Raw genomic sequence first — 24137 nt, 5'->3', positions numbered from 1 at the left:
GTCAATGCATGTCGGTCAGCACGACGCGCCCGTCGATCTGCCCTGCGCGCAGGCGCGCGAATATGTCGTTGATGTTGGCGAGCCGGTCGCGATGAATATGCGCGCGCACCAGGCCGTCCGCGGCGAAATCGAGCGACTCCTGCAGATCCCGGCGCGTGCCGACGATCGAGCCGCGCACCGTGATGCCATTCAGCACGGTCGAGAAGATTGGCAGCGGGAAATCGCCCGGGGGCAAGCCGTTGAGTGCCACCGTACCGCCGCGCCGTACCATCCCGAGCGCCTGCGCGAACGCACTGCGCGACACGGCCGTGACGAGCACGCCGTGCGCACCGCCGATTTCCTTCTGGATGACCGTCGCCGGATCGTCGACCGACGCATCGATCGTCAGCTGTGCGCCGAGTTCCCGCGCAAGTGCGAGCTTCGCTGCGGACACGTCGATCGCGGCGACGTGCAGCCCCATCGCGCGCGCATATTGCACGGCCACGTGGCCCAGCCCGCCGATGCCTGAAATCGCGAGCCACTGGCCCGGACGCGTGTCGGTCACGCGAATCCCCTTGTAGACGGTCACGCCGGCGCACAGGATCGGCGCGATCTCGTCGAACGCGACCTGCGCGGGCAGATGGCCGACATAGTCGGGATCGGCCAGCACGTATTCGGCGTAGCTGCCGTTGACCGAATAGCCGGTGTTCTGCTGCCCGTGACAAAGCGTTTCCCAGCCGGTGTGACAGTACTCGCAGTGACCGCATGCGGTGTACAGCCAGGGCACGCCCACACGGTCGCCTTCGCGCACGTGCGTGACGCCGGGGCCAACCGCCGCGACGACGCCCACGCCCTCGTGCCCGGGAATGAACGGCAGCGTCGGCTTCACGGGCCAGTCGCCGTCGGCCGCATGCAGATCGGTGTGACAGACGCCCGACGCCTTGATGTTGACGAGGATCTGCCCCGGGCCCGGTGTCGGAACCGGCACTTCCTCGATGCGCAACGGTTCGCCGAACGCGTGTACCACGGCCGCTTTCATGGTTTGTGTCATGCGTCGCTCCTGTCTGGTCGATGACCGCCAAGTATCCGGGCTCGAAGCAGCGACGCCTTGATACGCATCAACGGGCAGAAAACGCGCGCGACGGCGGCCGCTGCGTCGCGAAGCATCGCAGGGCCGACGCGGGTCGCGGGGCCGGCCTGACAGCGCGCCGCTGTCGCCGCGGCCATGGCCGATTACACGCACGCCCTTGCACACCACCGTTTCGTTTCGGTTGCGAAATGATATAACATATCGTTTCGCAACCGCGGCCCTCATCCCATGCTTTCCGTCCGGGTGGCCCGGCTGCGCCGAGCGCTATCCGAACGGGTTTCTGCGTCCGCGAAATGCAACAATATATCGTATCCGACGTCAGCTCCCGCAGCGCTCGTTCGCCAATCCCACTCCAACCGATCCAACGACCATGCGCGACCTCCCTCGTCTACCGCTTCGCCCGCTGTCCCCCGTTCCGTTGCTGCTGTTCGCCGCCGTCGCACACGCGCAGGCCGACACGCCGACCACACCGGCGCCGGCACGGAGCACGTCGCTCGCGCCGATCTTCGTGACCGCGAACCCGCTCGGCGACGCCGAGCTCATCGCGCCGACCGCACAACTGTCCGGCGACGCGCTCACGCTGCGCCAGGCCGATTCGGTCGGCGAGACCCTCAACGGCCTGCCCGGTGTGTCGACCACCACGTACGGGCCGATGGTCGGCCGTCCGATCATCCGCGGGATGGACGGCGACCGGATCCGGCTGCTGCAGGACGGTGTCGCCGCGTACGACGCGTCGTCGCTGTCGTACGACCACGCGGTGCCGGAGGACCCGCTGTCGATCGAGCGCGTCGAGATCGTGCGCGGGCCGGCCGCGCTGCTGTACGGCGGCAACGCGGTAGGCGGAGTCGTCAACACGATCGACAACCGGATTCCGCGCGACGCGATCGAAGGCGTGACCGGCGCGCTCGACGCGCGCTACGGCGGGGCCAATTCGATGCGCGCGGGGGCCGCGCAGGTCGAAGCCGGCAACGGCCGCTTCGCGTTCCATGTCGATGCATTCGACCGCGAAACAAGCAAGCTGCGGATTCCCGGCTATGCGCGCAGCAGCGCGCAGCGTGCGACCGACGACCCCGACACGCCGCAGCCGGTCGGCAGCGTGCCGAACAGCGACGGCCGCGTGCATGGCGGCGCAGTCGGCGCGTCGTACACATGGGCCGACGGCTTCGCGGGCCTGTCCTACAGCGGCTACGAATCCAACTACGGCTCCGTCGCCGAGGACGACGTACGCCTGCGGATGCGTCAGGAACGCCTCGCGTTCGCGTCCGAGGTGCGCAATCTCAGCGGCCCGTTCACGAAGCTGAAGTTCGATTTCGCGTACACCGACTATCGGCACAAGGAAGTCGACAACGGCGAGACGGCGACCACGTTCCGCAACCGCGGCTACGAGGCGCGCATCGAGGCGCGGCATCGCAGGATCGGCCCGTTCGAAGGCGCGATCGGCGTGCAGTTCGGGCAAAACACGTTCTCGGCGCTCGGCGACGAAACGCTCGTGCCGTCCACGCGCACGAACAGCGTCGCATTGTTCGGCCTCGAGGAATGGCAGGTCGATCCGGCGCTGAAGTTGAGCGTCGGCGGTCGCATCGAGCACGTGAAGGTCGATCCCGATCCGGCCGGCGTCGAGAAATTCGCCAGCGCGCGGCCGCGCGACTTCAATGCGGGCAGCGTATCGGCCGGCGCGCTGTTCTCGCTCACGCCCGTCTGGTCGGTCGCGGCGAACGTCGCGTATACGGAACGCGCGCCGACCTTTTACGAGTTGTACTCCAACGGCCCGCACGACGCGACCGGCCAGTTCCTGATCGGCAACCCGAATGCGTCGAAGGAAAAAGCCGTGTCGACCGACCTGTCGCTGCGCTATGCGAGCGGCCCGAATCGCGGCAGCGTCGGCGTGTTCTACAACCGTTTCTCGAACTATCTGACCGAGTACAACACCGGCCGCGTCGTCGACGGCGACGGCGAGCCGGTCGCGCCCGGCGCCGGCGATACGCTCGCGGAAGCGGTCTATCGCGGCGTGCGCGCCGAGTTTTACGGCGTCGAGCTCGACGGCAAATGGCGCGCGTTCTCGCGCCGCGGTCATACGGTCGACCTCGAGTTGACCGCCGACTACACACACGCGCGCAACGTCGACACCGGCGAGCCGCTGCCCCGCATTGCGCCGCTGCGCGCGACGGTTGCGGCAGATTACGGGTACGGTCCTTTCGGTGCGCGCGCACAGGTCACGCACGCGTGGTCGCAGCACCGCGTGCCCGACAACGACGTGCCGACCGGCGGCTACACGTCGCTCGGCGTGCTGCTCACGTACAAGTTCCGCGTCGGCGCGACGCACTGGCTCGCGTATCTGCGCGGCGACAACCTGACGAACCAGGAGATCCGTTATGCGACCTCGGTCGTGCGGGGCTTCGCGCCGCAAGGCGGGCGCAGCGTGATGGCCGGCCTGCGCACCACGTTCTGATTTCCCGGCGCCGTTGCGCTCGCTGCGCGACTCTCCGGCACCGCCAATGGCCGGTGCCGGCTTTATTTTCCCAACGGCGCTCATTCCGCTGGCGCGCACCGTTTCCCGGGCCCAGTTTCGTACGCGCGTGCCGGTATTCATCGATAAATCATGAATATTCCAATGCCGGGAATTAGAGCGTTCATTTTAAATTCACCGGCTGGACCGGCCATTTAATCCGCATTTGAATGCGCCGCGCCATGGATGATTTTGCGTTTTTGACATGGATCAAAAATGCCCGCCCCGCCAGGGATTTCGGCAAAAAAATAAATCGATATCAGGGTTTTCGAAGGGTAAAGAAAATTTTCTGAATGCCCGTTAATACCGGCACGAGCCCGTACCCGATCGAAGAACAAATCCCATCGCCAACCACACTCGCACAGGGGCGCATCGTGAAAATCACCAGAATAACCATCAAGGCCAAACTGCTTGGCGGCTTCGGTTTGCTTGCCGCGGTGGTCGTGATCGTGTCGGGCATGGCGCTAAAAGCGCTGTCCGACACCAACGACGAGTTTTCCCGCTACATGAACGGCATCAACGCGCGAGCGAACCTGGCCGCGCAAATCCGCACGGCCGTGGACCGGCGCGCGATCGCCGCGCGCAATCTCGTGCTCGTAAGCGCGCCCTCTGATATCCAGGCCGAGCTGGCCGAAGTCCAGCAGGCGCACAAGGACGTGCAGGACCGTCTCGCGCAGCTGAAGACGATGATGGCGAATGCGATCGATACCACCGACCGTGCGCGCGAACTGGTCGCCGAAATCGTCCGCGTCGAAGCGAGCTACGGGCCGGTCGCGCTCAATATCGTCGGCCTCGCGCAGGCCGGCAAGAAGGACGAAGCGACTGCCGATATCAATAGCCGCTGCCGTCCGTTGCTCGCGCAACTGGTTCGCGCGACCGATGCGTACGCAACCTATACGCACGAGCGCGAAGTCGCGATCGCGCAGCAATTTGCGGATCGATACGCGGCCGAGCGCAACGTGCTGCTGGCAATTTGCGTAGCCGCGATCGCGGTCGCCGCGGGTGGCGGCCTGTGGCTCACGCGCAAGATCACGGCGCCGATCGTCACGGCGGTCGACGTCGCGCGCACGGTGGCCAACGGCGATCTCGGCAGCCGCATCGACGTGAGCGGCAACGACGAGACGCGCGACCTGCTCGACGCACTGCGCACGATGAATGTGCGGCTGATCGACATCGTCGGCCGTGTGCGCGATTCGTCGAACAGCATCGCACACGCGGTCGGCGAAATCGCATCGGGCAATCTCGACCTGAGCCAGCGCACCGAGGAACAGGCAGCGTCGCTGCAGGAAACGGCTGCGACGATGGAGGAATTCACGTCGACGGTGCGGTTGAACGCCGAGAACGCGCAGCAGGCGAGCGCGCTCGCCGCGAATGCATCGGACGTCGCGCTGCGCGGCAGTTCGGTGGTCGGCCGCGTCGTCGATACGATGACGGAAATCGGCCACAGCTCGTCGAAGATCGCCGACATCACCGGCATCATCGAGGGCATCGCGTTCCAGACCAACATCCTCGCGCTGAACGCTGCGGTCGAAGCGGCGCGCGCGGGCGAACAAGGCCGCGGCTTCGCGGTCGTCGCGAGCGAGGTGCGCAGCCTCGCGCAACGTTCGTCGACCGCTGCGAAGGAAATCAAGGAGCTGATCTCCGCGTCGGTGCAGACGATCCGGGACGGCTCCGCACTCGCGGGCGAAGCGGGCAAGACCATGGCGGACGTGACGCAGGCGGTCGCGCGCGTCACCGACATCATGGGCGAAATCGCGGCAGCCTCGGCCGAGCAGAGCCGCGGCATCGACCAGGTGAACCTGACGATCACGCAGATGGACGAGACGACGCAGCAAAACGCCGCGCTCGTCGAGCAAGCGGCGGCCGCGTCGAAATCGCTGGAGGCGCAAGGTCGCGAGCTGTCGGAAACGGTGTCCGCGTTCAGGATGCCGGCCGGCGACCACGCAGTCTCCGCGCATCGGGCCGCCTCCGTGTCGCACTGGCAAACCGCTGCGGCGTAACGCCTACACGCGCGGCCTTCACGCGCGTGCGCAATTTTCGGTCCCGGCCGCACGATGTCGGGCATCCCGCGCATTGGAGGCCATTCGCGACCGCTTCAAACGCAGACTCGCACTTTTAAATCATTCGAATGACGAGTATGCTTAAAAAGCACTCCGCGTTCGAACGGCGAATCGCATGCCCCTGATTCCCGTCCGATCGTATTGCGGCCCCATCGCGCCTCGCGTCGATGGCGGCGTCCGCCTCGCGCCCTGGCCGCACGAACTTTCCCCAACCATTCGCAGGAGAGCTGGTGAGCCGACTCGTCGTCGTATCCAATCGCATTGCAGATCCCCGTAAAGCCGCCGCCGGCGGCCTGGCCGTGGCCGTGAAAGACAGCCTGCAGGAAACAGGCGGCGTCTGGTTCGGATGGAGCGGCAGGCTGCGCGGTGAAGGCGAGCGTCCCGCGCACGGAGACGACGTGCAGATCCAGAACGTCGGCGGCATTCAGCTCGCGACGATCGATCTCGATCCGCAGGATTACGACGCGTATTACCTCGGCTACTCGAACAACGTGCTGTGGCCGGTGTTCCACTACCGGCTCGATCTCGCGCAGTTCGACCGCCGCTTCGCGGACGGTTACCGGCGCGTGAACCAGCTGTTCGCGCGCAAGCTGAGCACGCTGCTGCGCCCCGACGATACGGTCTGGGTCCACGACTACCAGCTGATTCCGCTCGCGGCCGAGTTGCGCGCGATGGGCTGCAGGAATCCGATCGGCTTCTTCCTGCACATTCCGATGCCGCCGCCGCCGATCATGGCCGCGATCCCGGAGCATGAGTGGCTGATGCGTTCGCTGTTCGCGTACGACCTCGTCGGCTTCCAGACCGAATCGGACCTGCTGCACTTCGAGCACTACGTCGAGGCCGAAGCCGGTGCCGCGCGGCTGCCCGACGGCCGACTGCGCGCGTTCGGCCGCACGTTGTCGGCCGACGCGTTCCCGATCGGCATCAACGTCGACGAATTCGCCGCGCTCGCCGAGAATCGCGACGGCATCGACATGTTCGAGCGGATGCGCGACGAGTATTCGCGCCGCCAGCTGCTCGTCGGCGTCGATCGGCTCGATTACACGAAGGGGTTGCCGCAGCGTGTGCACGCGTTCCGCCAGCTGCTCGAACAGTATCCGGAGAACCGCGACCGCGCGACGCTGATCCAGATCGCCGCGCCGAGCCGCGAGGATCTCGGCGCATACGACGACCTGCGGCGCGAAATGGACAGCCTGTGCGGCGCGATCAACGGCGACTACGGCGAACTCGAATGGATGCCGATGCGCTACATCCACCGAACGGTCGCGCGCAAGCGCTTGCCGGGCCTCTATCGCGCGAGCCGCGTCGCGCTCGTCACGCCGCTGCGCGACGGGATGAACCTGGTCGCGAAGGAGTTTCTGGCCGCGCAGGACGACGCCGATCCCGGGGTGCTCGTGCTGTCGCGTTTCGCCGGCGCCGCCGAACAGCTGAAGCCTGCGCTGCTCGTGAATCCGTACGACACGCAAGGCACCGCGCAGGCAATCCAGCGCGCGCTGACGATGCCGCTCGAAGAGCGCCGCCAGCGCCATGACGCGCTGATGGCGATCGTGCGCAAGACCGACGTGCACTGGTGGCGCGGCCGCTTTCTCGACGCGCTCGCCGAAGCTGCGGAAGTCGCCGCCGCGACGGCGTCCTGACGCCCCGGCTGTTGCGCGTCGCGCGCAGTCACACGCCGGTCGTCTCGCGATCGAGCACCGCGCCGTTCACGTCCTGCACCGCCACCGAGATCGGTATGCCTTCGCGCATGCTCTCGGTCACCACGCAATACGCGTCAAACCGGTCGAGCAAGCGCGTCGCGGCCGCGAGATCGGACCACGCCTTGCCGACCGACAGCGTCACGGCCATCGCGCCGACCCGCACCCTGCCCGCGTCGTTCTGCACCATGTCCACGTCGATATGCGCGGCGACCGGCTGCGGATCGACGCGCTGTTTTTCCAGCGCGAACAGCAGGCTCGCCGCGAGGCAGCTCGCGACCGAAGCGGCCAGCAGCCGCACCGGGTTCGGCCCGCGGCCCGCTCCGAGCGGCGGCGGTTCGTCGGTCAGTACCGGCGACAGATCGGTGCCGGCAAACGTGACTTCGAAACTGAAACGCGCATGCTGCGCGACATCGACCGATACGTGCGCCTCGCTCATGGCGACTCCGTGACTGGCAAAAGAGCACAGGAAAAGCCGGCGTGACGCCGCGCCGGCGAACATCATTCGCAGCGCCGGGCGCCGGTGCGATGCGATCGATATCGGGATCGCGGCCCCACCCCGTGGCTGCCGGAAGCTTCGCGCTTCAGCGCTCGGGCTCGTGCGGCCGTCCGTATGCGGCGAAATCGCGCTCGACCGCCGACGCCCGTTCCGGCGCATTCGCACTCGTGCAGGCTACGGGATCGGCCGGCGAGCGCGCGGATTCCGGCTCGACACGCCCGTCGATCAGCGCCTGCAACGCATCGCGTTCGAGCACCTCGCACGCGAGCAGCCGCCGCGCGAGCCGTTCGAGCACGTCGCGGCGTTCGCCCAGCGTCGCCGCGACGCGTGCATGCGCGTCCGTCAGCAGCGTGCGCACCTCGTCGTCGATCATCCGCGCGGTGTGCTCGCTGCAGCGGCCCTCGCCCGGATGCCACACGCCAGGCATGCCGGTGCGCGCATCGCCGTCGTCAATGCTTACCAGGCCGATCTTCTCGCTCATCCCGTACTGCATGACCATGTGGCGCGCCAGCGCGGTTGCACGTTCGAGATCGTTCTGCGCGCCCGTCGACACGTCGCCGAACACGAGCTCTTCGGCGACGCGTCCACCTAGCAGCGCGTCGATCCGGTCGAGCAGCTCGCTGCGACGCAGTACGTAACGATCCTCGATCGGCACCTGCTGCGTGTAGCCGAGCGCCGCGACGCCGCGCGGAATGATCGATACCTTCTTCACCGGATCGCAGTGCACGCGGCTTTCCGCAACGAGTGCATGGCCGGCTTCGTGATACGCGATCGTCAGTTTCTCCTGCGCGTTCATCACGCGGCTCTTGCGTTCGAGGCCCGTCAGCGCACGATCGATCGCCTCGTCGAAGTCGTCCATCCCGACCGCCGGCTTGCCGAGTTCGGCCGCATGCAGCGCGGCTTCGTTGACGACGTTCGCGAGATCGGCGCCGACGAATCCCGGCGTGCGCGACGCGAGCTCGCCGAGATCGACGTCGGCCGCGAGCTTCACGCGCTTTACGTGCACGCCGAGAATCTGACGGCGGCCGTTCACGTCGGGACGGTCGATCGCGATGTGGCGGTCGAAGCGGCCCGGACGCAGCAGCGCCGGATCGAGGATTTCGGGCCGGTTCGTCGCGGCCATGATGATCACGCCGGAGCCGGCCTGGAAGCCGTCCATTTCGACGAGCAACTGGTTGAGCGTCTGCTCGCGCTCGTCGTTGCCCGACATCGGGCCGATGCCGCGCACCTTGCCGAGCGCATCGAGCTCGTCGACGAACACGATGCACGGCGCCTTCTGCTGCGCCTGCTCGAACAGGTCGCGCACCCGCGCCGCGCCGACGCCGACGAACATCTCGACGAACGCCGAGCCGCTGATCGTGAAGAACGGCACGGCCGCCTCGCCGGCCACCGCGCGCGCGAGCAGCGTCTTGCCGGTACCCGGCGCGCCGACGACGAGCACGCCCTTCGGAATCTTGCCGCCGAGCCGCTGATAGCGATCGGGATTGCGCAGGAACGCGACGAGCTGCTGCAGCTCGGCCTTCGCTTCGTCGATGCCCGCGATGTCGTCGAACGTGATGCCGGTTTCCTGCTGCACGTACACGCGCGCCCGGCTCTTGCCCATCCCGGTAAAGTCCTGCAGCCCGCCGCGCCGGCGCACCATCAGGTTCCAGATGAACACGAACGCGACGAGCGGCACGAGCCACGACGCGAGCGCCGTGATCCAGCCGGTATCGGACGTGCCGTGAAAACGAATTCCGGCGGCGCTCAGCGAGTCGATCAGTTGCGGGTCCGTCACGCGATTGGTCGCAAAGCGCGGCGGCGCGCCGTCGTGCTTCACGGCCGCAACTTCGGACGCCGGCAGCAGCGCGCCGGCTTGCGGCATCTTCAGCGTGCCGGTGATCGCCGTCGAACCAATCTCGAGATCGTCGACGAGCCGCGCGGCGACGAGCCGATGGAAATCGCTGTACGCGATCATCGTCGACGCCGGACGCAGCATCAGCAACTGCGCGGCGAACAGCACGAAGAAGCCCGCGGCGATCAGCAATCCTGCGTAGTCGAATTTCCTGTCCATGGCATGACATCGGGCCGGCCCGTACACGCGCGGGTGGCGGCGCGCGGCAGCGCCCGCCGCGCGCGCACGCAATGGCTGCACACTGCCGCTGCCGCGTTTCATCGCATGAATGACAGCGCGAACGTGCGACCGGCGCGCCGTTCGCGGCGGACCGTGCACTGCGACGCGCAGCCCACGCCTTCAGTCTAGTTCGCGCGTGTGCGTCGCGCATCGTCTGACCAACGGCTTTGATCGGCACTGCGGCCCGCGTTATAGTCGCGTTCGTGACAGTTTTGTGACAAGCGGCGCCGCGCCGGGCATCGCATCGCTCGCGCCGCCGGTTGTTGCGCCCCGTTCCGGTCCCGGCACGCGCGAACACGCTGCCGCGCATCGAACGACAACCGCCCATTCGAGGAGCACACGACGTGAACGACACCCCCGATCGCCCCGACGACCTGCCCGCCGATCCCGACCGCCGCCGCATGCTCGGCGGCCTCGCCGCGCTCGGCGCGGGCGTCGCGCTGGGCGGCTGCGAGACCACGCCCGGCAGCGCGCCGCGGTCCGCTGCCGACCTGCGGCTCGACGAAGCGCTGCGGCGGCAGGTGCGCCACATCGTCGTGATCTATGCGGAGAATCGCAGTTTCGCGAACCTGTACGGCGACTTTCCGGGCGTCCAGTATCCGTTGAGCGACGTGCGGCCCGAGCATGCGCAGCAGCTGGATCGCGACGGCAAGACGCCGCTGCCGGTGCTGCCGAAGATCTGGGGCGGTCTGGTGCCGCAGGCGCAGGAAGTGGACGGCAAGCGCTACGCGATCGCGGAGCGCGACATCGACAAGCTGCCGAACGCGCCGTTCCGGATCGCCGACGCGCAGGGCAAGCCGCTGCCGAACGGCGTGATCACGCGCGATCTGTGGCATCGCTTCTACCAGAACCAGATGCAGATCGCCGGAGGCCGCAACAACCAGTTCGCCGCATGGGCCGATTCGGGCGGCCTCGTGATGGGTCACTACCGCAATTCCGCCGACACGCTGCGACTGTGGAATCTCGCGCGGCAGTACACGCTGTGCGACAACTTCTTCATGGCGGCCTTCGGCGGTTCGTGGCTGAACCACATGTTCCTGATCTCGGCGCAGCCGCCGATCTATCCCGACGCGCACAAGCATCCGCACGCGGCGAAGCTGTTGTCGAAGGTCGACGGCGACGATCCGGCCGGCACGCGCCTCGCGCTCGCCGCCGATTCGCCCGCGTCCGCGCTCGACGGCCCGCCGAAGTTCGCGGTGGACGGGCCGCTCACACCGGACGGTTACGGCGTGAACACGATGGCGCCGCCGTATCAGCCGAGCTACGTGCCGCCGCCCGATCCCGGCAACGCCGCCTATGCGGATCCGTCCGACCACCGCGTGATCCCGCCGCAAGTCCACGCAACGATCGGCGATCGCCTGTCGGAAAAGAACGTCGACTGGGCGTGGTACAGCGGCGCGTGGCAATACGCGCTCGAGCATCGCGACACGGGCACGGTGCCGGATTTCCAGTACCACCATCAGCCGTTCAACTACTTCGCGAACTATGCACCTGGCACCGAAGCGCGTCGCAGGCACCTGCGCGATGCAGGCCTCGGCGGCGAGCCGTCGACCAATCGCTTCATCGCGGACATCGACGCGGGCCGCCTGCCGGCCGTCGCGTTCTACAAGCCGCAAGGCAACCTGAACATGCATGCCGGGTACGCGGACGTCGAATCCGGCGATCGCCACATCGCGCACGTGATCGAGCGGATTCGACGCGGCCCGCAGTGGGCGAACACCGTGATCGTGATGACGCACGACGAGAACGGCGGCTGGTGGGATCACGTCGCGCCGCCGGTTGGCGATCGCTGGGGCCCAGGCTCGCGGATTCCGGCACTCGTGATCTCGCCGTTCGCGAAGAAGGGTTACGTCGATCACACGATGTACGACACGAACTCGATCCTGCGCTTCATCAGCCGCGTGCACGGGCTCGCGCCGCTCGACGGTGTGGCCGCGCGCGACAAGGCATTCGCATCGCGCGGTGCGACGCCGCCGGGCGACCTGACGAACGCGCTCGACCTCGGCTGACGCACGACGGGCGTACGCTCGCCTTCAACGGCAAGGGCGCCGCCGCGGTGCAACGCGGCCGCCCCTGCGCATCGCGCAAGCGAAAACGTCCCGCGCCGGCCATCGAAGCCGGCGCGGGACGGCCCCGCCGCGTTCAGGTCGTGAGCCCGATACTGCCCGTCACGCGCCGATACGCTGTTCGATCTTCTTCATCGTATCGGTAAGCTCGGTCGGCAAACGCAGCTTCAGCGTGTCGAACAGCGCTGAGTGCAGCTTCAGTTCGTCGCGCCATTCGTCGGCATTCATCGACGTGACCGCATCGAACTGCTCGCGCGTGAAGTCGAGCCCGTCCCAGTGCAGGTCGTCATACGCGGGCGACACGCCGAACGCGTGTTCGCCACCGCCGCCATTGCCTTCGAGACGATCGAGCATCCACTTCAGCACGCGCATGTTCTCGCCGAAGCCCGGCCAGACGAACTTGCCGTTCGCGCCCTTGCGGAACCAGTTCACGCAATAGATCTTCGGCAGTTTCGCGCCCGCGGCTTCGAGCTGCTTGCCGAGCTTCAGCCAGTGCGCGAAATAGTCGCTGACGTTGTAGCCGCAGAACGGCAGCATCGCAAACGGGTCGCGACGCACGATGCCCTGCTGGCCGACGGCCGCGGCGGTCGTCTCCGAGCCCATCGTCGCGGCCATGTACACGCCTTCGACCCAGTCGCGCGCTTCGGTCACGAGCGGCACCGTCGTCGAGCGGCGTCCGCCGAAGATGAACGCGTCGATCGGCACGCCCGCGGGATTCTCCCAGTCCGCGTCGATGGACGGGCATTGCGACGCAGGCGCGGTGAAACGCGAGTTCGGATGCGCGGCCTTGCGGCCGGTCTCCTTGCCGATGTCAGGTGTCCACGGGTTGCCCTGCCAGTCGGTGAGCTTCGCGGGCGGCGTGTCGGTCAGGCCTTCCCACCACACGTCGCCGTCTTCGGTGAGCGCGACGTTCGTGAAGATCACGTTCTCCTTCAGCGTCGCGATTGCGTTCGGGTTGGTCTTCACGCCGGTCCCCGGCGCGACGCCGAAGAAGCCCGCTTCCGGGTTGATCGCATACAGGCGGCCGTCGCGGCCCGGTTTCAGCCATGCGATGTCGTCGCCGATCGTCGTGACCTTCCAGCCGTCGAAGCCCTGCGGCGGAATCAGCATCGCGAAGTTGGTCTTGCCGCACGCGGACGGGAACGCCGCCGCGACGTGATATTTCTTGCCGGCCGGCGACGTCACGCCGAGGATCAGCATGTGTTCGGCAAGCCAGCCCTCGTCGCGGCCCATCGTCGACGCGATGCGCAGTGCGAAGCACTTCTTGCCGAGCAGCGCGTTGCCGCCGTAGCCCGACCCGAAGCTCCAGATTTCGCGGGTGTCGGGGAAGTGCACGATGTATTTCACCGGATTGCTCGGCCACCGCACGTCCTGCTGGCCCGGTTCGAGCGGATGACCGACGCTGTGCACGCACGGCACGAAATCGCCGTCCTCGCCGAGCACGTCGTACACGTCGCGGCCCATGCGCGTCATGATCCGCATGTTCACGGCCACGTACGGGCTGTCGGACAGCTCGACGCCGATATGCGCGATCGGCGAGCCGAGCGGCCCCATCGAAAACGGCACGACGTACAGCGTGCGACCGCGCATCGAGCCGCGGAACAAGCCGTTCAGCGTGTCGCGCATTTCGCCCGGCGCGATCCAGTTGTTGGTCGGGCCGACGTCGTCGGGCGAGTCGGTGCAGATGAACGTGCGATCTTCGACACGCGCGACGTCGGACGGATCGGACTGCGCGAGATACGAGTTCGGGCGCTTCGCCGGGTTCAGGCGAATCAGCGTGCCCTGATCGACCATCGCCTGGCACAGCGCGTCGTATTCTTCCTGCGAACCGTCACACCAGACGACGCGCTCGGGCTCGGTGAGCGCCGCGATGCGCGACACCCAATCGATGAGCTTGCGATGTTTGACGAATGCCGGGGGAGCGATCAGCGGGCCGTGCGTCGCTTCGGCCAAAGAGATTTGCGACATGGAAATGTCTCCAGATTATTGGGCGGGGATGGAGGATGCGGGGCGGGCCCGCAAGATGCGGAATGCGGTCGGAGCGCAGGTTGAAGCGACGCGCAACACGGGACGCGCGAACGGTGCGCGTGTCGATGCCGCGATGCGGGCGAGAGAATGTGATGTCTCGTATAAGCGAGCGAACGCGAGTTTCGCCATGCAAGCAACCTGCCGTACAACGCCATGCCGGCCAGCATACCATCGCCGTTATTGGGCGGGCGTTGCGTTGCAACAAGAAACAACTGTGACGACGTATCGGCACGCGCGTTGCAGACAAGTCCTTTTTACTGCATCCACGCGCACGCTTTGGGGACGAATCCGGCGGGACGGCCGTGCGGCAAGGCTTTCGGGGCGACGGAAAAATTGGCGTCATGGATGCGCACGCGACACACGCGAATGCGTGCGGAGCGAATTGGCGTTTTCGCTACTCAGGCAAACCCTGAATTAGGTTGCGTACACAAACATCTGTCGCGAAGCACCGCGTACGGCACCGCTCAAAACGGCGCACCGGGCAATCCGGGGTAATACGCGCTCGGCGATTTCAACGTCGATGAACGGCGTCGCGCGCTCGCGCGGAGCACTACACGTGCGGTCGATTTCGACGCGACCTCCGTGACGGCGACGAGCCGGCACGTCGTAACGCCGCCGCGACTGCCCGGATGGAAAAACGCCAACCCGTGATGAACGGATTGGCGTCGTGCCGCAGGTCGGACGATTACGCGAACTGATTCATCGTGTTGTCCTTGCCAGCCGCCTTCAGCGCTGCTTCGCCGCTGAAGTATTCCTTGTGGTCGTCGCCGATATCCGAGCCGGACATGTTCTGGTGCTTCACGCACGCGATGCCCTGACGGATTTCCTTGCGCTGCACGCCGGCCACGTAGCCGAGCATGCCCTGGTCGCCGAAGTATTCCTTCGCGAGGTTGTCGGTCGACAATGCGGCCGTGTGATACGTCGGCAGCGTGATCAGGTGATGGAAGATGCCTGCTTCACGCGACGCATCGGCCTGGAACGTGCGGATCTTCTCGTCGGCGATCTTCGCGAGTTCCGTGTCGTCGTACTCGACGCTCATCAGGCGTGCGCGGTCGTACGCCGACACGTCCTTGCCCTCGGCCTTCATCGCATCGTAAGCCTGCTGACGGAAGTTCAGCGTCCAGTTGAACGACGGGCTGTTGTTGTACACCAGCTTCGCGTTCGGAATCACCTTGCGGATTTCGCGAACCATGCCGCCGATCTGCGCGATGTGCGGTTTCTCGGTTTCGATCCACAGCAAGTCGGCGCCGTTCTGCAGCGACGTGATGCAATCCAGCACGCAACGCGCCTCGCCCGTGCCCGCGCGGAACTGATACAGGTTGCTAGGCAGGCGCTTCGGACGCAGCAGCTTGCCGTCGCGCTTGATCACGACGTCGCCGTTGCCCAGTTGATCGGCCGACAGTTCTTCGCAATCGAGGAACGAGTTGTATTGATCGCCCAGGTCGCCCGGCGTGTTCGTCACGGCGATCTGCTTGGTCAGGCCGGCGCCGAGCGAGTCGGTACGTGCGACGATGATGCCGTCGTCCACGCCCAGCTCCAGGAATGCGTAGCGGATCGCGCGGATCTTCGCGAGGAAGTCCTCGTGCGGCACCGTGACCTTGCCGTCCTGGTGGCCGCACTGCTTCTCGTCGGACACCTGGTTCTCGATCTGGATGCAGCATGCGCCCGCTTCGATGAACTGCTTCGCGAGCAGGTAGGTTGCTTCGGCGTTGCCGAAGCCGGCGTCGATGTCGGCGATGATCGGCACGACGTGCGTCACGTGGTTGTCGATCTTTTCCTGGATCGCGGCCTTCGCGGCAGCGTCCTTCGCCGCATCGAGCTCGCGGAACAGCCCGCCCAGCTCGCGTGCGTCGGCCTGGCGCAGGAACGTGTACAGCTCGCGAATCAGTGCGCTCACCGAGGTCTTCTCGTGCATCGACTGGTCCGGCAGCGGGCCGAACTCCGAGCGCAGCGCGGCGACCATCCAGCCCGACAGGTACAGGTAGCGGCGTTCGGTGCTGTTGAAGTGCTTCTTGATGGAGATCATCTTCTGCTGACCGATGAAGCCGTGCCAGCAGCCGAGCGACTGCGTGTACTTGGAAGGATCGGCGTCGTAGGCGGCCATGTCCGCGCGCATGATTTTCGCGGTGTAGCGCGCGATGTCGAGGCCCGTCTTGAACTTGTTCTGCGCACGCATGCGCGCCGCATACTCGGGATTGATCGCATTCCACGCGCTGCCGTAGGTTTCCTTCAAAGCAGCCACTGCGTTGATGTCGTCTTGATATTGGGACATGTCTATCTCCTGGGAACGAAGCGCATTTGGGTAAAGAGTTCAGCGTGCCCGCCGCGTGTGACGAGGCGAACTGCATGGACTCAATACTAACGCCGGTCATCGCGGTTTCGAACGAGTCTTATATAAGACATAAGATATAAATTTCTCTTGTTTTTCAATGAGATAAGCGCGCCTTTTTGCGATGCAAAACAGGTTTTCAAGCGGCGGAAAGGCCGTGCGTCGCGAATCGCCGCTGCATTCCGCGATATGAAACGGCCTTTCGGCACTCGAAGAAACGACAGCTTTCGCGGCCCCGGCATTGTCTTTGCCACGGTCATGACAAAACGTCTATACTTGGACAATTCTTCGAACCCAAACCGGTCCGCCGCGCATTGCGAGGCGCCGCTCCTCCCGCGAGGCCTCCCGATGAGCGACTACCCCGTTTTCGATGCGCTGTGCGACCTGCTGGCGACCGCCAGCGCGCGCTTCCGGGTGCTCGAGCACCCGGCCGAAGGCAAATCCGACGTGATCGCCGCGATCCGCGGCACGCGTCCCGAGCAAGGCGCGAAAGCGATGCTCTGCACGTTCAAGGACGGCGGCGACGCCACCGCGCTCGCGGTGATCCCCGGCCATCTGAAGATCGATTTCCGCAAGGTCGCCGACGCGGTGGGCCGCCGCAAGGCGACGCTCGCGCCGCCGGAACTCGCGGCCGCGGTCACGGGCTGCGTGATGGGCGCCGTGCCGCCGTTCGTGTTCGACGCGAACGTGACGCTCGTCGTCGATCCCGCGCTGATCGAACTCAATGACGAAATAGCGTTCAACGCGGGCCGGCTCGATCGTTCAATCGTGCTCGATGCATCCGACTACGTGCGGATCGCGCGCCCGCTGCTGGCCGGCATCACCCGGCCGCAAGCCGTCGACGCGAACCCCACGCGCGCGCTCGAGGCCGACGCATGACCGCGCCCAGCCCGACGCCGCAATCGGAACAGGCGTCGCTGATCGAGCAGGTGCTGCGCATCGCCGAAGGCCTCGGTGCGATGCTCGCGCCGTTCACCGAGGTGGTCGTGCACGACCTGCGCACGCCCGAGCACGCGATCCTCGCGATCCACAACAACCTGTCTGGCCGAGCGATCGGCGACCCGGCGACCGAACTCGGGCTCGCGCGCATCGCCGACGACAACTTTCCGCAGGTGCTCGCGAACTACGCGAACCGCTTCGCGGACGGCCGCACCGCGAAGAGCACGTCGGTCGGGATCAAGGATTCGAGCGGCCGCTACGTGGCCGCGTTGTGCCTGAACGCGGACATCACGCTGTTCCGCGGCTTCCAGGGAATGCTGAACCAGTTCTGCAGCATCGACGGCGTGCCGGTCGCGGAAACGCTCGATCCGGCCGGCGCGGATGCGATCCGGCAACGCATCGACGCATTCGCTACGCGCCTCGCGACCACGCCGCGCGAATTGAAGACCGACCAGCGCCGTGCGCTGATGCAGACGCTGAAGGCGGACGGTTTCCTCGACGTGCGCCGCGCGATGGAGATCGTGTCGCAGCATCTCGGCGTATCGCGCGCCACCGTATACAACGATGCAAAATGACGCGTGCCCTCGGGCCGCCCCGCTTACCTGTTGACTGACCTTCCGACGAGCGACTCATGCACACTCCGCCCCTCCCTACCTATGACGACGTCGCGGCCGCCGCGACACGGCTCGAAGGCCACGCGCACCGCACGCCCGTGATGACGTCGCGGACGATCGACGAAGCGCTCGGCGCGAAGGTTTTCTTCAAGTGCGAAAACCTGCAGCGCATGGGTGCGTTCAAGTTCCGCGGCGCATTCAACGCGCTGTCGCGCTTCGACGCAGCGCAGCGCCGACATGGCGTCGTCGCGTTCTCGTCGGGCAACCATGCGCAGGCGATCGCGCTGTCGGCGCGCATCCTCGGCATCCCGGCGACGATCGTGATGCCGCAGGACGCGCCGGCCGCGAAAATGGCCGCAACACGCGGCTACGGCGGCAACGTCGTCACATACGACCGCTATACCGAGGACCGCGAGCAGATCGGCCGCGAACTCGCGGAGCGGCACGGGCTCACGTTGATCCCGCCGTACGACCACCCTGACGTAATTGCGGGCCAGGGGACGGCCGCGAAGGAGTTGTTCGATGAAGCCGGTCCGCTCGACGCCGTGTTCACGCCGCTTGGCGGCGGCGGCCTGCTGTCCGGCACGGCGCTCGCGACGCGCGCGCTGTCGCCGCACGCGAAGCTGTACGGCGTCGAGCCGGAAGCCGGCAACGACGGGCAGCAATCGTTCCGGTCCGGGGCCATTGTCCACATCGACACGCCGCGCACGATCGCCGACGGCGCGCAAACGCAGCACCTCGGCAACCTGACGTTCCCGATCCTGCGCCGCGACGTCGACGACATCCTGACCGCGACCGACGCGGAACTCGTCGACTGCATGCGCTTTTTCGCAACCCGCATGAAGCTGGTCGTCGAGCCGACCGGCTGCCTGTCGTTCGCGGCCGCGCGCCGGATGAAGGACGAACTGAAAGGCAAGCGCGTGGGCATCGTGATCAGCGGCGGCAACGTCGATCTCGAGAACTTCTGCGCGCTCGTCTCGGCGCACGCATGACCGGCGCGGCGCGCCGATGACGCGATGAAGCCCGCGTCGTCCGTGCGCCGCCGCTCCTTTACGCCGCGTTAAGTTTCGCGCCCTACACTGATTGCATCATCCCGCAGTCGGTCGTGAAGAAGGAGCCATCATGAACACGCACGCGATCGTCGCCGCCGCTCTCGCGACAGCGTCCATGCCGACGTTCGCTCAACCGCATGTCGCGTCATCCGGTTTTTCCGCCGCGGCGCCGCGCGACCACGTCGAGCAGGCTGCCGGTCACTCATCCGCAGGCTTCGTGCTCGCGAAGATCGATCAGAACAATTCGCCGCCCGATCGCGGCGGCGAGCCGGGCGGCCGCGCTCACGCCGGCATGCATATGTAGTGCTGCAGCCGCCGACGCGCCGTTTCATCAGACATGAAACGCGCGCTACACGCGCAAAAGAACGGTTGTGGGAAGCGTTGCCCGCACACTGACGTTTTTTCGCACCCCGTTCCCGCCGGCAATTGACGCGCGCAAGCGCTCGCCATTACGCTTGCGCGCTGATGGTTCCCGACAACGGGATTAAAAGGGAACGCAGGGAGGCCATGCCTCGAATCTGCGGCTGCCCCCGCAACTGTAAGCGGCGAATCCGCGCCACCGCACGCCACTGGGATACCGGGAAGGCAGGCGCGCATAACGACCCGCGAGCCAGGAGACCTGCCATCGACCCGAGGTCCAAGCAGCCGCACCGGGCGGGGTGTCCCGGCGCGCCAGGCACCGCCTTTGGCGGTTGCCCCCGTTGCATGGACGGCCCGACCTCAGGACCCTCAGATGTCCATTCTTTCCGTAATCGCTTGCGCGCCGCAGGCGTTGCACCGGCGCGTCGCCCGCCAACGCGGCCGGGGCGCGCCCATGTTCGGCCCCGCGGCACCGGCGTCGCCCGGCGCGTGGCCCACGCACGATGACGACACGCGGCGCCCACGCCGTCCCATTCCGCGATGATGCGCCAGCCCGCCGCGCGCCCCGCTTACGCTCGCCGTACCCGCAACACGATCACGTTTCGCTGCCTCATGAACCTTCGCCACTTTCTCGCCACGTCCGCCGCCACCGCGCTGCTGGCTCCGCTTGCCCACGCCGCCGGCGACGCGGCGCCCGCACAGCCGTCGCCGTCCGCGGACGCCCCCACCCTGCCGACGATCAGCGTGACCGACACGCGGCACCTGCCAGAGTCGTTCGATCAGCGCTATGCGACGACGCAGGTGCTCACGCGCGCCGATCTCGAGCGGCTGTCGCCGAGCGATCCGAGCATCACGCAGGCGCTGGCGACGTTGCCGGGCGTGACCGTATCGCAGAGCGGCGGCCCGGGCTCGTCCGCGTCGGTGAGCATCCGCGGCTCGTCCGCGAGCCAGGTTGCCGTATTCATCGACGGAATCCGGATCGGCTCGCCGACCACCGGCGTCGCGCCATGGGCAGACCTGCCGACCGAAGCATTCGAGCGCGTCGAGGTGATTTCGGGGCCGGCGGCCGCATCGTTCGGCGCGAACGCGATGGGCGGCGTCGTGCAGTTGTTCACGCGCCGCGCGGCCGGCCAGCCGAACCAGACCACGGCGTCGTTCGGCGGCGGCTCGAACAAGACCTTCGACACGCAGCTGCGCACGTCGGGCACCGTGCCGTCGACCGGGCCGCTCGCCGCGCTCGGCGGGCTCACGTATGCGCTCGGCCTGCACGACTACAACACGGCCGGCATCGATTCGACGCGGCCCGTGCTGCCGTACCACGAGAACGGCCGCAACCCGTATCACGCACAGGATCTCGACGCGCGTCTCGGCTACGCGCGCGACAACTGGTCGGTGTCGACGTTCGCGCTGTATCACCGCTCCGACCTGTCGTTCGACAATGCCGGCTTTGCGAACCGCGAGCTCGATCATCAGCTGACGACCGGCATCGCGTTCCATCTCGACATCACGCCCGACACGCAGTTCGACCAGTCGTTCGGTTTTGCGAACGACCGCCAGTTCCTGTACGCGAGCGATCCGGCCATCCCGACCGACCAGATCAACTCGCAGCGCATCAGCACGTCGACGTCGCTCACGCACCAGGAGCGCGGCTTCCATCTGTTCGGCCTGCCGCTGTCGGGTGAGACGAAGCTCGCGTACGACTTCACGCGCGAACAGGCGTTCCTGCCGGTCGACGTGCCGGACGGCGTGCCGACCCGCAACGATTCCGCATTCTCGCTGCATCAATCGGCCACGCTCGGCAGCGTGACGATGTTCGTCGCGGGCCGTCACGAAATCATCGCGGGGAAAGCTGTAAACACCGGCAACGCGGCGCTTTCGTGGGCGATCACGCCGGTGTACACGGCGCGCGTGTCTTATGGCAACGCGTTCCGCCTGCCGTCATTCAACGACCTGTACTACCCCGGCTATGGCAATCCGGACCTGAATCCGGAGCGCAGCAATACGGTCGAGGCCGCGCTCGACGCGAACACCGCGTACGGCACGTTCAGCGCCGCGATCTACGACACGCGCGTGAGCAACCTGATCGCGTACAACCCCGCGACGTTCTCGCCGATCAACATCGGCCGCGCGCATATCCGCGGAATCGATCTGTCGTACAAGGGCGCGATCGGCCGTTCGACGCCCGTCAGCGTCGCGATCGGGATCCTGAATCCGCAGGACGAAACCAACGACAGCTGGTTGAGCCGCCGGCCGCGGCAGACCGTCAGCGTCAACATCGACCACACGTGGGACGAGCTGAAGCTGCACGCGCTGAGCACGGGCGCGTCGCTGACCTACGGCGGCACGACGTTCGACAACCCGGCCAACACGATGTATCTGCCGTCGTACCTGACCGTGAACCTGCGCGCGTCGTACCGGATCAACTCGCGTCTGACGGTGTCCGCGTCGCTGTCGAACCTGTTCGACCGTCAGTACATGACCGCGTACGGGTACAACACGCTCGGCCGCACCGCATTCGGCAAGGTCAGCTACACGTTCTGACGCGCGCCGCGCACGCGTCGGCGCCCGCCATCACGGGCGTCGACGCCGCACCGGTGCATCAGGCGCCCACGACGCCGCGCACGCCCGCGACCAGCTGGATCGCGCCGAACCCCGCAATCACGACGGCCGAGGCGCGCGACAGCCCGTGCATGAACGCCAGCGACATCTTCATGCGCAATGCGGCGGTCGCACTGCTCAGGCACAGCCACCACGTGGCCGACCCCACGAACACGCCGGCGACCATCAGCGCGACGGTCGGCCCGATCGTGCCGTGCTGCGGGCCCGCCAGCGGGCCAAGCGCCGCGAAGATCCCGACGAACGACAGGATCGTCATCGGGTTCGACAGCGTCAGGCCGAACGTCGTGAAGAAATCGCGCAGCACGGTGGTGCGCGCCACGTCGCGCCGCGCTGCCGCCGGCGCCTGTCGTGCGATGCCCGCGGCCAGCCACACGAGAAACGCACCGCCGCCGATCTTCAGCACGACGGTCAACATCGGAAACGCCGTGACGATGCCCGCGACGCCGAGCGCGCCGAGCAGCCCGTAGATCGCGTCGGCGCACGCGGCGCCGATGCCGGTCGCAAAGCCCGCCTGGAAACCGCGGCTCAGGCTGCGCTGGATGCACAGCATGCCGATCGGCCCGACCGGTACTGCGATCGACAACCCGATCACGACGGACTTGATGAACAGCATGGCCGGCTCCTCGCGACATGCAATGACTCGAACCGTTATCGTAGGGAAAGTCCGGTCGCCGCTGAACGCGGTTTTTAAGGAAAAATGGCCGCTTCACCTTAAAAGCTCCGCCACGATGGACGAACTCGACTGGAAGATACTCGCGCAATTGCAGACCAACGGCCGCATCAGCTATACGGAACTGGCACGCCAGGTCCACCTGTCGGTGCCGGCGGTGACGGAGCGTGTGAAGCGTCTCGAAGCGGCCGGCGTGATCGACGGCTACACGGCGCGCGTCAATCCGGCCGCGGCCGGCTACCCGGTGAGCGCGCTGATCGGCATCACGGTGCCGCAACCGGCGAAGGCCAAATTCCTGAAACTGCTGGAAACGATCCCCGAAGTGGTCGAGTGCCATCACGTGACCGGCGCGGATTCGTACGTGATGCGCTTCGTCGCCGTCAGCATGACGCATCTGGAGCAACTGATCGAACGCATCAACCTGTACGGCGAAACGCGCACGTCGATCGTCATGTCGACGCCGCTTCCCGCGCGCGGGCTCGTGCGTCCGGCCGCGGCGGGCAAAGCATCGCGGGCGTGACAGGACGCCCCGCTCTGCGCGATGCTGTGCAATGCGCACCTTGCACGAACCGGATACCCTTGCCATGCCAGTCATCGGACTCAATCATTACAACCTGCGCGCGGACCGGGCGACGCTCGACACGCTGCGCGATTTCTACGTGGATGTCGTCGGCCTTGAACCCGGCTATCGGCCGCCGTTCCAGAGCGCGGGCTACTGGCTGTATGCGGGCGAGCACGCCATTCTGCATCTGTCGGAAGCGCGGCCCGGCGAGGTGCGGCCGTCGCACGCGGTCAATACGTTCGACCATATGGCGTTTTCATGCGAAAACGCGGCGGCGATGGAACGGCGGCTCGCCGACGCGCGGGTCCGGTACTCGCGCACCTACGTGCCGCTCACGCGACAGCTCCAGCTCTTTTTCACCGACCCGGCCGGGAATGGTATCGAGTTGAATTTTGCGCGGCCGGAAGACATTTCCGGCGACGATGCGGGTTAGCGCCGCCGCCTCGCGTATATCGGTCGCGGTCACATGCCGCGCTTGCGCGGGCTGCAGGACGGCCCGCGAATATCGCGGCGGCCGGCCCGAGCCGAAGCGATGCCGCCGTATGCGGCGACTCGACTCCGCGTGCACACGCACGGCGGCCGCGACGCCGATCAAATCACCGTTGCTTCACGAGCTTCACGATCGTCAGCGCGCCGTTCACGCGCTCGATCCGCACCTTGACCTTGTCACCCGCATGCAGCGACTCGATCATCGCCGGGTCGCCGGCCTTGAACGTCATCGTCATCGGCCCCATGCCGACGTTCGCGAGCGGACCGTGTTTCAGCGTCAGCGTCCGCTGCACCGCATCGATCCGTTTGACTTCCGCATCGGTCAACGCAGCATCGGGCGCCGATGCCTTCATGTCGCCCATGTTCATGTCGGACATGCCGCCGGCCGCGCGCACGGGCATGGCCAGCGCAACGGCCATCATGCCGAGCACGGCGACAGCAACGCAGCGAATCTTCATGGAGTCATCC

At 66.6% G+C, this 24137-nt stretch carries 18 protein-coding genes and 1 riboswitch; of the genes, 11 read left to right on the top strand and 7 right to left on the bottom strand.

What is annotated here, in order from left to right; all coding sequences use genetic code 11:
* Nucleotide 1 precedes the first annotated feature (1 nt).
* On the bottom strand, nt 2–1030 hold the full coding sequence (adhP, locus tag KDW55_RS04730) for an alcohol dehydrogenase AdhP (protein ID WP_069243009.1): 1029 nt from the start codon (nt 1028–1030) through the stop codon (nt 2–4).
* Between the two features lie 409 nt (nt 1031–1439).
* On the opposite strand from adhP, the gene KDW55_RS04725 reads away from it, so the two are divergent.
* From KDW55_RS04725 to otsA, 3 genes are all read left to right on the top strand, one after another.
* Nucleotides 1440–3518 (top strand): TonB-dependent receptor, encoded by a 2079-nt coding sequence (locus KDW55_RS04725; RefSeq protein WP_212197883.1) that lies wholly within the window; start codon nt 1440–1442, stop codon nt 3516–3518.
* A 431-nt stretch (nt 3519–3949) separates the two neighbouring features.
* Complete coding sequence (locus KDW55_RS04720) at nt 3950–5575, top strand: methyl-accepting chemotaxis protein (protein WP_212160128.1); 1626 nt, start codon at nt 3950–3952, stop codon at nt 5573–5575.
* A 290-nt stretch (nt 5576–5865) separates the two neighbouring features.
* A complete protein-coding gene (otsA, locus tag KDW55_RS04715; protein ID WP_040139869.1) occupies nt 5866–7272 on the top strand; it encodes an alpha,alpha-trehalose-phosphate synthase (UDP-forming) in 1407 nt (468 codons plus the stop codon).
* A 28-nt stretch (nt 7273–7300) separates the two neighbouring features.
* Here the strand turns inward: otsA and KDW55_RS04710 are convergent, their stop codons facing one another.
* Together KDW55_RS04710 and ftsH are read right to left on the bottom strand one after the other, a co-directional pair.
* Entirely contained in the window at nt 7301–7768 is a 468-nt protein-coding gene (locus tag KDW55_RS04710; RefSeq protein WP_069243011.1) for an OsmC family protein, read from the bottom strand.
* A 145-nt stretch (nt 7769–7913) separates the two neighbouring features.
* A complete protein-coding gene (ftsH, locus tag KDW55_RS04705; protein WP_040139871.1) occupies nt 7914–9881 on the bottom strand; it encodes an ATP-dependent zinc metalloprotease FtsH in 1968 nt (655 codons plus the stop codon).
* 404 nt (nt 9882–10285) lie between these two features.
* Here ftsH and KDW55_RS04700 point away from each other — a divergent pair, with 404 nt between their 5' ends.
* Nucleotides 10286–11950 carry an acid phosphatase gene (locus KDW55_RS04700; RefSeq protein WP_212160087.1) on the top strand — a complete coding sequence of 555 codons (1665 nt, stop codon included), beginning with the start codon at nt 10286–10288 and terminating at the stop codon, nt 11948–11950.
* A gap of 159 nt (nt 11951–12109) precedes the next feature.
* Here the strand turns inward: KDW55_RS04700 and KDW55_RS04695 are convergent, their stop codons facing one another.
* Both KDW55_RS04695 and KDW55_RS04690 read right to left on the bottom strand, forming a co-directional pair.
* The gene (locus KDW55_RS04695) at nt 12110–13975 is read right to left on the bottom strand and encodes a phosphoenolpyruvate carboxykinase (GTP) (protein WP_212160088.1); all 1866 of its coding nucleotides are present in this window, start codon (nt 13973–13975) and stop codon (nt 12110–12112) included.
* 745 nt (nt 13976–14720) lie between these two features.
* Nucleotides 14721–16307 (bottom strand): isocitrate lyase, encoded by a 1587-nt coding sequence (locus KDW55_RS04690; protein WP_040139878.1) that lies wholly within the window; start codon nt 16305–16307, stop codon nt 14721–14723.
* Between the two features lie 405 nt (nt 16308–16712).
* Between KDW55_RS04690 and KDW55_RS04685 the strand changes: the two genes are divergently transcribed.
* From KDW55_RS04685 to KDW55_RS04665, 5 genes are all read left to right on the top strand, one after another.
* Nucleotides 16713–17243 carry a YbaK/prolyl-tRNA synthetase associated domain-containing protein gene (locus KDW55_RS04685; RefSeq protein ID WP_040139880.1) on the top strand — a complete coding sequence of 177 codons (531 nt, stop codon included), beginning with the start codon at nt 16713–16715 and terminating at the stop codon, nt 17241–17243.
* The gene (locus KDW55_RS04680) at nt 17240–17878 is read left to right on the top strand and encodes a PAS domain-containing protein (protein WP_040139882.1); all 639 of its coding nucleotides are present in this window, start codon (nt 17240–17242) and stop codon (nt 17876–17878) included. The genes KDW55_RS04685 and KDW55_RS04680 overlap by 4 nt, the downstream gene beginning before the upstream one ends.
* 56 nt (nt 17879–17934) lie before the next feature.
* The gene (locus KDW55_RS04675; RefSeq protein ID WP_209822643.1) at nt 17935–18909 is read left to right on the top strand and encodes a threo-3-hydroxy-L-aspartate ammonia-lyase; all 975 of its coding nucleotides are present in this window, start codon (nt 17935–17937) and stop codon (nt 18907–18909) included.
* Nucleotides 18910–19039: 130 nt separating this feature from the next.
* Nucleotides 19040–19273 (top strand): hypothetical protein, encoded by a 234-nt coding sequence (locus KDW55_RS04670; protein WP_209822644.1) that lies wholly within the window; start codon nt 19040–19042, stop codon nt 19271–19273.
* Nucleotides 19274–19418: 145 nt separating this feature from the next.
* Nucleotides 19419–19611: riboswitch (cobalamin riboswitch) on the top strand.
* Nucleotides 19612–19941: 330 nt separating this feature from the next.
* Nucleotides 19942–21870: a TonB-dependent receptor gene (locus KDW55_RS04665; protein ID WP_209822645.1), complete on the top strand. Its 1929-nt coding sequence runs from the start codon at nt 19942–19944 to the stop codon at nt 21868–21870.
* 58 nt (nt 21871–21928) lie between these two features.
* Here KDW55_RS04665 and KDW55_RS04660 read toward each other — a convergent pair whose 3' ends face one another.
* Nucleotides 21929–22561, bottom strand: a complete 633-nt coding sequence (locus tag KDW55_RS04660) for a LysE family transporter (protein ID WP_212160090.1) — start codon at nt 22559–22561, stop codon at nt 21929–21931.
* A gap of 115 nt (nt 22562–22676) precedes the next feature.
* Here KDW55_RS04660 and KDW55_RS04655 point away from each other — a divergent pair, with 115 nt between their 5' ends.
* Together KDW55_RS04655 and KDW55_RS04650 are read left to right on the top strand one after the other, a co-directional pair.
* Entirely contained in the window at nt 22677–23138 is a 462-nt protein-coding gene (locus KDW55_RS04655; RefSeq protein ID WP_040139890.1) for an Lrp/AsnC family transcriptional regulator, read from the top strand.
* A 64-nt stretch (nt 23139–23202) separates the two neighbouring features.
* On the top strand, nt 23203–23613 hold the full coding sequence (locus KDW55_RS04650; RefSeq protein WP_209822787.1) for a VOC family protein: 411 nt from the start codon (nt 23203–23205) through the stop codon (nt 23611–23613).
* A gap of 163 nt (nt 23614–23776) precedes the next feature.
* Here KDW55_RS04650 and KDW55_RS04645 read toward each other — a convergent pair whose 3' ends face one another.
* Nucleotides 23777–24127: a copper-binding protein gene (locus tag KDW55_RS04645; protein ID WP_040139894.1), complete on the bottom strand. Its 351-nt coding sequence runs from the start codon at nt 24125–24127 to the stop codon at nt 23777–23779.
* Between the last annotated feature and the right edge of the window lie 10 nt (nt 24128–24137).

Source organism: Burkholderia sp. AU19243 (assembly GCF_018148075.1).
GTDB lineage: Bacteria > Pseudomonadota > Gammaproteobacteria > Burkholderiales > Burkholderiaceae > Burkholderia > Burkholderia latens_A.
The sequence above is the reverse complement of the archived record's forward strand: the minus strand, read 5'-3'. Positions and strand labels throughout refer to the sequence as shown.